The sequence below is a fragment of the Clostridium sp. genome, assembly GCF_036646415.1.
GTDB lineage: Bacteria > Bacillota > Clostridia > Clostridiales > Clostridiaceae > Clostridium_J.
In genome coordinates this window covers 61,768-74,282 of sequence record NZ_JAVXMF010000004.1, presented here as the reverse complement: position 1 = coordinate 74,282, position 12,515 = coordinate 61,768, and the positions used below count along the sequence as shown (strand labels likewise).

Annotated in this window: 13 protein-coding genes, 1 tRNA gene and 1 riboswitch; of the genes, 11 read left to right on the top strand and 3 right to left on the bottom strand. The window is 31.7% G+C overall.

Going from position 1 to position 12,515, the window contains the following annotated elements; translation table 11 throughout:
• Positions 1 to 30 precede the first annotated feature (30 nt).
• Positions 31 to 240 (bottom strand): cold shock domain-containing protein, encoded by a 210-nt coding sequence (locus tag RSD37_RS04160; protein WP_346945441.1) that lies wholly within the window; start codon positions 238 to 240, stop codon positions 31 to 33.
• 287 nt (positions 241 to 527) lie between these two features.
• On the opposite strand from RSD37_RS04160, the gene RSD37_RS04155 reads away from it, so the two are divergent.
• The 11 genes from RSD37_RS04155 to RSD37_RS04105 all read left to right on the top strand — a co-directional run bounded on the left by RSD37_RS04155 (position 528) and on the right by RSD37_RS04105 (position 10,661).
• Positions 528 to 603, top strand: a tRNA-Met gene (locus RSD37_RS04155).
• A 277-nt stretch (positions 604 to 880) separates the two neighbouring features.
• Positions 881 to 1,456 (top strand): DUF4830 domain-containing protein, encoded by a 576-nt coding sequence (locus tag RSD37_RS04150; RefSeq protein WP_346945440.1) that lies wholly within the window; start codon positions 881 to 883, stop codon positions 1,454 to 1,456.
• A gap of 102 nt (positions 1,457 to 1,558) precedes the next feature.
• Entirely contained in the window at positions 1,559 to 1,789 is a 231-nt protein-coding gene (locus RSD37_RS04145; protein WP_346945439.1) for a hypothetical protein, read from the top strand.
• A gap of 122 nt (positions 1,790 to 1,911) precedes the next feature.
• A riboswitch (TPP riboswitch) is annotated at positions 1,912 to 2,022 on the top strand.
• A 148-nt stretch (positions 2,023 to 2,170) separates the two neighbouring features.
• Positions 2,171 to 2,824 carry a thiamine phosphate synthase gene (gene thiE, locus RSD37_RS04140; protein ID WP_346945438.1) on the top strand — a complete coding sequence of 218 codons (654 nt, stop codon included), beginning with the start codon at positions 2,171 to 2,173 and terminating at the stop codon, positions 2,822 to 2,824.
• Positions 2,825 to 2,981: 157 nt separating this feature from the next.
• Positions 2,982 to 3,779 (top strand): bifunctional hydroxymethylpyrimidine kinase/phosphomethylpyrimidine kinase, encoded by a 798-nt coding sequence (gene thiD / locus RSD37_RS04135; protein WP_346945437.1) that lies wholly within the window; start codon positions 2,982 to 2,984, stop codon positions 3,777 to 3,779.
• 949 nt (positions 3,780 to 4,728) lie between these two features.
• Positions 4,729 to 6,453 carry an ABC transporter substrate-binding protein gene (locus tag RSD37_RS04130; RefSeq protein WP_346945436.1) on the top strand — a complete coding sequence of 575 codons (1,725 nt, stop codon included), beginning with the start codon at positions 4,729 to 4,731 and terminating at the stop codon, positions 6,451 to 6,453.
• A 77-nt stretch (positions 6,454 to 6,530) separates the two neighbouring features.
• Positions 6,531 to 7,517 carry an ABC transporter permease gene (locus RSD37_RS04125; RefSeq protein ID WP_346945435.1) on the top strand — a complete coding sequence of 329 codons (987 nt, stop codon included), beginning with the start codon at positions 6,531 to 6,533 and terminating at the stop codon, positions 7,515 to 7,517.
• A 7-nt stretch (positions 7,518 to 7,524) separates the two neighbouring features.
• Entirely contained in the window at positions 7,525 to 8,442 is a 918-nt protein-coding gene (gene opp4C, locus RSD37_RS04120) for an oligopeptide ABC transporter permease (RefSeq protein ID WP_346945434.1), read from the top strand.
• Between the two features lie 9 nt (positions 8,443 to 8,451).
• Positions 8,452 to 9,474 (top strand): ABC transporter ATP-binding protein, encoded by a 1,023-nt coding sequence (locus tag RSD37_RS04115; protein WP_346945433.1) that lies wholly within the window; start codon positions 8,452 to 8,454, stop codon positions 9,472 to 9,474.
• Positions 9,455 to 10,441: an oligopeptide/dipeptide ABC transporter ATP-binding protein gene (locus tag RSD37_RS04110; protein WP_346945432.1), complete on the top strand. Its 987-nt coding sequence runs from the start codon at positions 9,455 to 9,457 to the stop codon at positions 10,439 to 10,441. The genes RSD37_RS04115 and RSD37_RS04110 overlap by 20 nt, the downstream gene beginning before the upstream one ends.
• 25 nt (positions 10,442 to 10,466) lie before the next feature.
• On the top strand, positions 10,467 to 10,661 hold the full coding sequence (locus tag RSD37_RS04105; protein ID WP_346945431.1) for a hypothetical protein: 195 nt from the start codon (positions 10,467 to 10,469) through the stop codon (positions 10,659 to 10,661).
• A 67-nt stretch (positions 10,662 to 10,728) separates the two neighbouring features.
• Here the strand turns inward: RSD37_RS04105 and RSD37_RS04100 are convergent, their stop codons facing one another.
• On the bottom strand, positions 10,729 to 11,502 hold the full coding sequence (locus RSD37_RS04100; protein WP_346945430.1) for an ECF transporter S component: 774 nt from the start codon (positions 11,500 to 11,502) through the stop codon (positions 10,729 to 10,731).
• Positions 11,503 to 11,533: 31 nt separating this feature from the next.
• Positions 11,534 to 12,394, bottom strand: coding sequence for a pyridoxamine kinase (locus RSD37_RS04095; RefSeq protein WP_346945429.1), 861 nt, complete (start codon positions 12,392 to 12,394; stop codon positions 11,534 to 11,536).
• Positions 12,395 to 12,515 lie beyond the last annotated feature (121 nt).

Below are 12,515 nucleotides of genomic sequence, written 5' to 3'. Positions count from 1 at the left end.
GTGGATATTCAACCTTAAGACAGCCTTCTATTACATTTTTTGAACATTTACAGCCATGGGGCCTTTATCACCTTTTTCAACATCGAAGGTTACATTTTCACCTTCGTGTAAATCCTTATTTGTTCCTTTTTCTTTAACTTGTGAGTGATGGACAAAAACGTCGTCACCCTCATCACAAGAAATAAATCCATATCCTTTTTCTTGGTCATACCATTTAATTATACCTGTTCTACTAGACATATGTGATTCCTCCTTACTATGTAAATAATACATAAATAGTATTTGTATTATTGCAATTTTTACACCTTATGGAGAGATATAATAAAAATATTTTATAGATAAAATTACATTGATTATAGCGTACTCATAATTCTTATTTAGGAGGAAAAAAGTTCAATATTTTGGAGTTTAAGAAATATTTTTTTAAATAAATTTTATTTAAATTTAAAAATATATAAATAAATATTGCTATATTATACTAAGTATGTTAGTATAATAATTAAGAAGTGAAACAAGAAAAACAATAACGCGGGGTGGAGCAGTTGGCAGCTCGTTGGGCTCATAACCCAAAGGTCGTAGGTTCGAGTCCTATCCCCGCAACCAATTTTAATATGTAATTATACGCTTATATCTTATGATATAAGCTTTTTTTATTTTTGAAGCAATTATGAAATTTAAGTAACGCAATATCTAAATTGAAATAAATTTTATTATGATATTTCATTGAGATGTTGTAATAGATAAATTATTGAAATTTATAATGTTTTAATTTTTAGCATTTTATCATATAATTTACATATAAGATAATAATTATTTGTATATAAGGTAATAATTAAATTATATGTAAACGGTGCTTGAATTATATGATGGGAGGATAGACATGGAAGGTAAAAAGAAAATTATTTTTGAAGAGATTCTGTGGGTAATACTTATCATAGTTGTGCTAGTAGTTGGACTTTTAATATCAAATGCGATAGATGATTTTAATATTGATATTGGAGATGAGGAAACCAATGATACCTTTGTAGTAGAAAATAATAAAAAATATAAAGATGATGTTGAAGATAAGGTTAGTGAATTAGAGGCTGAGAAGGGGCTAGGTGAATTTTATTCTAAGATATCGGATATGAAATTATCTACTGTGATGAATAGTGGAATAGGTTGTGATATTATATTGCCTAAATCTTTTGATGAAATAGTTAATGAAATAGAAATAGGAAGGCTATTAGAAGAAAGAAATAAATTATCAAGTGAAGAAGGTTATGATTTTAGCAAATATTTAGGGAAAGAAGTAATGCTTTTAGGTTTAAGACTTGATACAGGGAATGATAAAATACAAGAGGTAATAGGCATAATATATAATGAAGAAGTTGTGGGTTTTTGGATAACTCCTATGTTTAATGATATAGAAGATTGTGATATAACTGTAATAATAAAAACATTTATGGACAATTAGAAGGTTATATATGGATTGGGTTTAATTTTTTCATGAACATTTAATTAGCAAGTGAATACAATAGAAGTAGAATGTAGTATTTTACTTGTGGGAGGATTTTAAATGAATGGTTATGAATTAATTATGAAAATTAAGCAAAAGATGAATGATCCTAATTTTGCTGCAAAATTTAATAATGCATCAGAGGTAATAAATAACATACCAGGGTTACAACAAGAAATAATGAAGATAGCACAAATGAAGGATGAAAGATCACAAAATGAAGCCATATCTAAATTACCAAAGGAAGCTAAAGAAGCAGTTAGAGATATAATATACTTATTAAATAGTTAACTTGTTATAATACTTAAGTCTTAAGTCGGTGATACTAAAAATATTACTCACTTAAGATTTTTTATGAGAAAGTATTGTCTAAATTGACAATATGGGGAATTTATAGTATGGTTTAAATATATTTAATATTAACGGGGAGCTTACACAAGTAGGCTGAGAGGAAACCAAATGTAGTTTCGACCCATAACCTGATTTGGATAATGCCAACGTAGGAGATTCATTAAGATTATTAATGGGATACACTTAATTGGTGTATCCCATATTTTTTTATTTCTACTGTATTTTAAGTAGGTATTGATAAGGATTTATATAAAAACAATAATTAAGTAATAGGAGTATATAAGTAAAGTATAAAAAATAGTGGTGGGGATGTGGATTAATTTGAATATATGTAAAGAAGATATGAAGCTATATGTGGTTACAGATAGAACTTGGCTCAAGGATAAAACTTTAGCAGAAGAAGTTGAGAAAATTTTAGAATGTGGTGCAACTTTTCTTCAGCTAAGGGAAAAAAAGCTAAGTTATGAAGAAGTTATTTTAGAAGCTAGAGAAATAAAGAAGATTACAGACAAATATAAGGTTCCATTTGTTATAAATGATGATATTAAGGTTGCTATAGAAGTTAATGCTGATGGAATACATATTGGGCAAGGTGATATGGATGCTAAAGAAGCAAGAATGTTAATTGGACAAGATAAGATTCTTGGAGTTACTGCAAAGACTGTAGCACAGGCGATTAAAGCAGAGGCAGATGGAGCAGATTATCTGGGGGTTGGAGCTGCTTTTTCTACATCAACAAAGCTTGATACAAATGTTATATCTTTTGATACTATAAGGGATATATGCAATGGGGTATCCGTACCAGTAGTTGCTATTGGGGGTATCAGCGAAAAAAATATTTTAAAACTAAAAGGTGTAGGTGTAGATGGAGTAGCTGTAGTTTCAGCTATATTTGCAAAAGAAGATGTGGGGTCAGCTACAAAAGAAATGTTAAAACTATCTGAAGATATGTTAATTCTATCAAATGAAATTTAGATTAAGAAGAGGTGCTAGAGCAGATAGATATGAAATAAATTTTGGATGGATAATAGAAATGTATTCTATAAGTATACAAAAAATCAATTCTAATGACACTCTAGAACAATCACTATAAGAAAGAAACAGAACCATTTAAAAGAAACGAGGGATTTAAATGAAGAAAGTACTAACTATTGCTGGTTCAGATTGTAGTGGAGGAGCTGGAATACAGGCTGATATAAAAACAATTACTTCCCATAAGATGTATGCTATGAGTGTAATTACAGCTTTAACAGCACAGAATACCACTGGGGTTTATGGGGTTATGGATGTACCAAAAGAGTTTGTGGGAAATGAAATTCATTGCATAATGAAGGATGTTTTTCCTGAAGCAGTGAAAATCGGTATGGTTTCTTCAAAGGAGATAATTGAAGAGGTTGTGGAAAGATTAAAAGAATATAATGTTAAAAATATTGTAGTAGATCCAGTTATGATATCTACTAGTGGAAGTAGATTACTTTCAGAAGATGCTATGGAAGCATTAATAATAAAGCTTTTACCTATAGCAGATGTAATCACTCCTAATATTCCAGAGGCAGAGTGCCTTTGTGGGTTTGAAATTTTAAATAAAGAAGATATGATAAAATCAGCTAGGAAAATATCTGAAAGTTATCAAGGTAAGATTCTTATAAAGGGTGGTCATTTGAAGGATGCTGCTGATGATTTATTATATGAAAATGAGAATATTACTTGGTATGAAAGCGAAAGAGTAGATAATCCTAACACACACGGAACTGGATGTACTCTATCTTCAGCAATAGCATGTAATTTAGCAGCAGGCTATGATGCAAAAGAAAGCATTAAGAAAGCAAAAGAATATATAACAGGGGCATTAAGAGCTAATCTGAATCTTGGTGGTGGAAGTGGTCCCCTTAATCATTGTTGGAATTTATCCCATGTCTACCGACTTTAATATTCCCATCTTCTTTTAAGTAGGAGATAAGAGTCGTTACGACCCTGGATTAGTTTGACTAAATTGAGTGGGAGATTTAAAACTGTCACTCAATAAGTCTCACTTTACAATATAATAATGTAAATATATAACCCTCCTAAGGTAGATGAAGTAGTTACCTTTGGTGGGTTATTTTTGTGATTTTTGGCATAATTCTAATTTATATAGTTGCTTATTTGTAGGTAGGATTATTTTTATATTATACATTATTTAGAATAAAATATTTTTGACAACAATCGACAATATAATTTGAGGAATATTGCAAGTCGGTTGTATGCTAATATTCATAAGTAAAAAATATGTTAGATAAAATAAAACTATAACTGTTAATCTATAATAACAAAATCTTATTAAGACATGTTAATAGTATAACATAATATATATATAATTAATAGTTTGTTATACAAATGCTTAGTTTAATCATAGAATATTGTTAGAAATTAGGGTAAATAGAATAACTAATAATTCGTAAACCTAAAGTTTCAGGTTTCGAAGAATTTAAAAGAAAATTCAGAAAATTTATAATAAAGTGTTTACAAATTGCAATACTCGCGATAGAATGTATATATTGAAACTTGAAAATAAGTAAAAAAATTCAAAATTATATTTTGAAATTTGAACTTTATTTAAAAACTAAAGCGAAATATAGTTAAAGTAAGTAAAATCACATTAACTACATGTGAATATTCTTAATAGAACTAACATATAAATTTAGATAAAAGCAATAAAGAATATATATAAATGTAATCACATCATAATATGGCGCAAATACCAAAGCATAAAGTAGACGGAATTTATAAAAACACTAATTAGGTAATTTATATAAATACATATGTTGCATTTATTTTATGTATTTATATTTATTTATATATTTATGTATTTAAATTTTTATTTAAGGGGGAATAAAATTTTGAAAAAGAGAAAGATAATGGCTTTAATAGTAGCGAGTATTCTAACATTTTCATTAGTAGGATGTGGGAACAAAGACAAGAAAGATGATGCTAACAAAGACAATCCAACACAGGTTGAAGAAAAAGGTCCTTCAGGCACTCTAGTGGCAGGTGTTACAGAGATGTCGGGAAACTTTAATCCAGTTTACTATTCATCCGCATATGATGCAAATGTAATAGATATGGTATTTGAAAAACTTATGATTAGAGATGTTAAAGGTGAATTAATACCATCAGCAGCTGAAAGTTGGGAATTCTCAGATGATGCTAAGGAAATAACATTTAAATTGAAAAAAGATATGAAATTCTCTGATGGAGAAAAAGTTACTGCAAATGATATAGTATTTACGTATAAAATTGTATCTGATAAATCTTATACAGGTAGATATGGGTCAATGGCTAAGGACTTAGTAGGTTATGAAGCTTTCTCTAAGGGGGAGACAGAAGATTTTCCTGGAGTTGTTGCAGTAGATGAAAATACAGTAAAGTTTAGTTTTGTACAACCATTAAGAACTAACCTAGAAAGTTGTCTATTGCAAATAATGCCAGAACATTATTATGGAAAAGATTATAAAGTTGGGGATACTTCTAAAATAGAAGCTATTACAACAACACCAGTGGGTTCTGGTCCTTATACTTTAGAGAAATTTGAAGAAAAACAATTTGCATCTCTTAAGAGAAATCCTGAGTATTATGGAGAAGGATATCAAATAGAAAACATTGTATGTAAATTCGTTGACGAAACAACTGACATAGTAGAATTAACTTCTAAAAATGTAGACTTGCTTCCAGGAGTTATTGAGCCTAAGAAAATTAATGAAGCAAAAGCTAAGGATTTCTTAACTTCAAATACTTATGATAGAAGTGGATATGGCTACACTAAATTTAACTGTGAGTCAGGTCCAACAGCTGATAAAGCTGTACGTCAAGCTTTGTACTACGGTTTTAATATTAAAGAATTCGTAAACAGTTATTATAAAGATGAAGAATCAGGAGATGTTCTTGCATCAGTTCAATATCACCCATTCTCTCAAATGTCTTGGGCTATAGACGATGCATTACTTGGTGAAATGACTGAATATGATTTTGATTTAGAAAAATCCAAAACTCTTTTAGAGGAAGCTGGTTGGAAAGTTGGTCCAAGTGGATTCAGAGAAAAAGATGGAAAAGTTATGGAGCTTAATATAGCTGCTATGCCAGACCATGCCATTTTAAATACACTTATTCCAATGTGGCAAAGAGACTGGGGTGAAGGTCTAAAAGTAAAACTTAACATTGCATACCTTGAGTTTAATACAATGCTAGACTATGTTATCTATAACTCTGATGAAAATGTAGATAATTGGAATGTTTACTTTATGGCAACATCTATCACTACACCAGATCCAGATACTTTATATTCAGAGATTCACTCATCTTATATAGGTAGTGGTAAAGACAATACAGCTAGATATAATAACCCAGAAGTTGATAAGTTATTAGATGAGGCTAGGAGCATAATAGATGTTGAAAAAGCTAAACCTATTTACAAAAAAATAGCTAAAATTCTTAATGATGATGCACCTATAGTTCCAGTTTATGCTAATAGTTACTTTGATTTATACAACAAAAAAGTTAAAAATCTAGAAACAAGCCCATTCTGTAACTGGGTAGATGCACTTAAAGATGCTTATATTGAAGAATAATATGAATATTTTCATATAAGTTATTGGCGCCCTGCCTATGGTGGGGCGTTTATTAAATAAGATTTAGGGGGGATAAAATGTTAAAGTATTTCGGCAAGAGGTTACTTAATTTAATACCAGTTATGATAATTATAACAATTATACTTTTTGCTCTACTTTCACTTATGCCAGGAGATCCTGTTAATGCGTATTTAGGACAAGGTTCTAAAACTACACCAGAACAACAGCAACAAATAAGGGAGCAACTGGGGTTGGATAAAGGACCAGTTGTACAATACGTAAATTGGATTTCGAGAACATTTAAGGGGGATTTTGGAACATCATTAAAATTCAGAAAACCTGTAAATCAAGTTATTGGAGATTACATTTGGAATAGTTTTTTAATCAATGTTGTATCAATGGTCATTGCTTTTTGTATAGCAATTCCTGTAGGAATAAAATCCGGAGTTAAAAAATACGGAACCTTTGATAATTTTTGGACGGTATTTTCTCTTGTAGGAGTGGGGATGCCATCATTCTTCTTTGCATTACTTATGATATTTTTCATAGCAATACCTAGTAATGGAGCAATACCACTTAACGGCATGAAGACTCCAGTAATGGCGGCAGTTGGATATGGAAGTGCATGGGCAATGATTTCAGATATAGGTAAACATATGCTGTTACCGACAATAGTGTTAACAATATTAAGTCTTGCTGGACTTATAAGATATGTAAGAAACAGTGTTATTGAGGTAATTAATCAGGATTATATAAGAACAGCTCGCTCAAAAGGGCTAAAGGAGAAGGTCGTTATCTACCGCCATGCTTTTAGAAATGCATTAATACCAATCGTAACACTTTTAGGTATGTATATACCTTCATTATTCGCTGGTTCAATATTACTTGAAACTGTATTTGTTTGGCCTGGAATTGGGAATATACTTTATGAATCAGTTATGGGGCGAGATATTTGGGTTGTTATGGCAGCAAACACCTTCTTTGCAGTACTAATGGTATTGGGGAATTTGGCTGCAGATATGTCTTATGCACTGGTGGATCCTAGAGTAAAGGTAGGAGGTTAGTTTTATTATGTTAGAAGTTAAAAAAGCAAAACAAGAAAAAACAAAACAGGACCTCCAAGCTGTGGGTCCATGGAGGGTTGCTTGGGAGCGATTTAGAAAAAATAAAATAGCACTTGTTGGAGGTATAATATTTGCAATTATAGTACTGTTAGTTATTATAGTGCCGATTATATCACCATATAACTTAAATGAATTTGAACTAACTAATAAGGTGTTACCACCATCATCAAAGCATTGGCTTGGAACTGATGAACAAGGGCGTGATATACTTATGAGAGTATTCTATGGAGGCAGAATTTCTATTTTTATAGGAGTTATGACTGCTGGAATAACAGTAATTCTTGGAGCTACTATTGGTGGTATTGCCGGATATTATGGTGGTTGGGTGGACAACATACTTATGAGATTTACTGAAATAGTAAGCTCACTTCCATTCATGCCTATTATGATAACTCTTTCCTTTGCATTAATGTGGAGAGTAACAAGTTCTCAGAAAATGTATGTGGTTATGGTTATTCTTGCAATATTATCTTGGCCAGGATTAGCAAGAATGGTTAGAGGGCAAATTTTATCCTTAAGAGAACAAGATTTCATAGTAGCCACTAAGGCACTAGGAATTTCAAATAAATCAAAAATAATTAAACATCTATTACCTAATACGCTTGCATATATTATAGTTAATGCTACCCTTGGAATGGCTGGAGCAATACTAACAGAAGCTGGACTTTCCTTCCTTGGATTAGGAGTAATTCCTCCAACTCCAACTTGGGGTAATATGATTGAAAGAGCTAGAGATTCCTTTATATTTGCCAATAACCCATGGATTTGGATTCCACCTGGTATTTTAATAATATTAACAGTTGTAAGTATAAATCTTCTGGGTGAAGGCTTAAGAGATGCCTTTGATCCAAAAGAGATAAGGTAGGTGGAGTATATGAATAATTTATTAGAGGTAAGAGATTTAAAAACATACTTTTATACAGACAATGGAATTGTGAAAGCAGTAGATGGAGTATCCTTTGATGTAGAACCAGGAAAAACTCTCGGTATTGTTGGAGAATCAGGCTGTGGTAAAAGTATTACATCTATGTCTATATTAAAGCTTATAGAAAAGCCAGGTAAAATAGTGGAAGGTACTATTAAGTTTGAGGGTAAGGATATAGTACCAATGAATGATAAAGAGATAAGAACAATAAGAGGTAATGATATATCTATGATATTTCAAGAACCTATGACATCTTTAAATCCTGTATTTAGAATTGAAGATCAAATAATGGAGGCAGTAATGCTTCATAGAGGTATAAATAAAAAAGAAGCTAAGAAGATAGCGGTAGATATGCTTTCATTCGTTGGGATACCAAGACCAGAGCAAGTTGCAAGAGATTACCCCCATCAACTAAGTGGTGGAATGCGTCAAAGGGTTATGATAGCAATGGCACTTGCTTGTGAACCTAAATTACTTATTGCAGATGAACCGACTACGGCTTTAGATGTAACAATTCAAGCACAGATTCTAAAGCTTATGAATGATTTAAAAGAGAAAACTAATACAGCAATAATGTTAATTACCCATGATCTTGGAGTAATAGCACAAATGGCAGACCATGTTATTGTAATGTATTCTGGAAAGGTAGTTGAATCAGCTCCGATTAAGGAGTTATTTGATAATCCAATGCATCCTTATACTAAGGGACTTTTAGCATCAATACCGAGCTTAGATGAAGAAAAAGAAAGACTATATTCTATAGATGGAGTAGTTCCAAATCCATTCCACCTTCCTAAAGGCTGTTATTTTGAGCCAAGATGTGAATTTGCAAAGGAAGAATGTAAGACTAAAATGCCTGCTGTAAGTGATGCTTCAAATAAACATCAGGTAAGATGCTTCCTATACAATGAAACTGTGGATGAACAACATCATAGAGAGGAGGATATTCATAATGGAAAAGGAAAGAAATAAGATTATTGAAATTAAAGAGCTGAAAAAATATTTTCCCGTAAAAGGCAAGTCTGCAACAGGTGAAAAACTTTGTGTTAAGGCTGTAGATAATGTTTCCTTTGAAATATATGAAGGAGAAACTTTGGGACTAGTTGGAGAATCTGGTTGTGGAAAATCTACACTGGGTAGAACTCTAATTAAGTTATATGAACCAACTGGAGGACAGATACTATATAGAGGTGAAAATATAATAAAGTATAATGAAAAAAAGATGAAACCACTAAGACAAGATATGCAAATTATTTTCCAAGATCCATATAGTTCTCTAAATCCAAGAATGAATGTACACACTATAGTTAGCGAAGCATTAGTTGAGCATAAATTATATAAGAAAGGGCCGGAACTTAATAAAAGAGTTCAAGAAATCATTGAGCAATGCGGACTTTCTCCATATCATATTTATAGGTACCCTCACCAATTTTCAGGTGGGCAAAGACAACGTATAGGAATTGCAAGAGCTTTAGCATTGCAGCCAAAGTTTGTAGTATGTGATGAGCCGGTATCAGCTCTAGACGTTTCTATTCAATCACAAATATTAAATCTTATGATGGATTTACAGAAGAAAATGGGACTTGCCTATTTATTCATATCCCATGATCTAAGCGTTGTAAAACACATCAGCGATAGAGTTGGAGTAATGTATCTGGGTTCTATAGTAGAACTAGCCGATAAGGAAGATTTATATAAGAATCCGGTGCATCCATATACAAGAGCATTACTTGCAGCTATACCTGTGCCAAATCCAGATTATAAAAGTGACATAAGCATTATAAAAGGAGAAATACCAAGCAATGTTAGCTTGCCAAAAGGTTGCAAGTTTAATACTAGATGTCCTTATGTTAAAGATATATGTAAAGAAGAAGTACCAGAAACTAAAGAAATAGAAAAAGGTCATTTTTGTGCTTGCCACTTTGCGGGACAGGTATAAAAGACGAAGAAGGAGATGAATATACGTGAGTAGGATGAGAAATGCATTTAAAGATGTATTTAAGAAGAGAGAAGTAAATCCGGATATGGTAGCAAATTTACAGCTAGAGAAAAATGATTTTTTAGCGTTAGTACTTGCTACAGCATCGGTGATAATCCCAGTATTATTAATTATTTTTGCAGTAATTGCATTTATAATATTTTTCATGTTTTATAGGTAGACTGAATAATCCCCATCTACACTATAATGAGCCAAGGCGTAAAGCCTTGGCTTTTATAATTAAAAAATTAAGCTACATTAATTTTTGATTTTAATATAGATTTAGATAATGGAATATATAGTGCAACAGCAACAAATATTGAAAATGATCCATTTATAAGAGTTGCTGGTAAACTTACAGCTGAGCTTAAAACAGCAGGAAGAAAACCACTACCAGCAAGTAGAAGAGTTACTACTCCAAATAAAAATTCTCCAACTAAATTAAATGCTATACCTGCTACAGATCCTAAAACTGCATATTGAATCTTAATAGATAAATTCTTAGAAACGATACATACAATTCCTAAAGCTATTCCAAGAATAAGTGAAAATACATATAATACAGGATTAATTACTAGTTTCTTTTCAATACCTGCAACAGTAATTTCGTTACCCATAGTAGTTGACACAGCAAAAAGAGCTATACCTATTAAAATAAGAATAATTGAAGCTATGCTAATCCATTTTATAGGAGATTTCGCGTCATCTTTGTTTCCTTTTGAGGCAACAACTCCAACGATTGCTCCAATACCGAACTTTAATAAAACAGTTTTTGGAACACTAGATGCATAACCGTTCATTAAGTCAAATAAACCCATACCAATAGAACCTGAAAGTCCTCCGATAGTACCTGTGAAAAGAAGTGCAGCTAAGATTACGAACATATTTCCCATGTGTAAAAATGGCTTACCTACAGGTGATGGAATTGGTATTTTAAAGAATAATGCCACATAACAAAGAGCGGCAAAAAGACCAATTAAAACCATAGTTTGTGTAGAAAATTTCTTTTGCGTTGTATTCATTTTACATACCCCCCAAATTTATAAACTAAATTTATTTATTAAGATTATTTTGAATGTCCATAATAAACTGTGGTAATACATTTTCAAAGTCTACTCCATAATGGGCTTCAGTTCCTCTTTTGTAGGTAAGTTCAATTGAACTTTTAACTAAATCTATGGCGATTTTTATAGACTTTTCGATACTAATACCTCTAACCATAGCAGCTGAAAAAGCGCTGGCAAAGAGATCACCGGTACCATGGTAATTTCCTGGCGTTCTAGATGTAAATGTGTAGTGAATTTCTCCGCTTTCTTTGTCATAGCAGGCTGCTCCCACCTCATCAGACTTAAATGATACACCAGTAAGTACAATTTTTGATGGACCTAGATTAGAAAGGCGTTTTAATAAACCTTCAACATAATCCTTTGTATAAGGTGGCTCAACATATTTTTCACCTAATAAGAGAGTTGCTTCCGTAAAGTTAGGTGTTATTATATCAGCTACTTCACAGAGTTTCAAAAATCCTTTGCACATTTTAGTGTCTAGATTAGTATAGTATTGTCCATGGTCCGCCATTACAGGGTCTATTATAACTAAGGTTTTATCATTTTTAAGTAGTGGTATAATATCTGCAATTAGATCTGCCTGCTGAGAACTACCAAGGTATCCAGAATATATGGCATCAAACTCAAGTCCAAGTGAATTCCAATGCTGTGCCATAGGGTACATATCTTTACTTAAATCACGGAAAGTATAGCCAGTAAATTCTCCTGTGTGTGTAGATAAAACTGCTGTTGGCATACAGGTACATTCCACTCCAGCAACGGAAATTACGGGTAATGCAACAGTTAATGAACATTTTCCAAAACCAGATAGATCATGAATTGCTACGATTCTTCTTAATTTGTCCAATTTTAAGCCCCCTTTATAATGTATATAAATCAAATTAAATAGATTTTAACTAAATTGATATGATAAGTAAAGCTAGTTAATAAAATTAAATTAAATCTGTATACTTGAATATTTATCATCC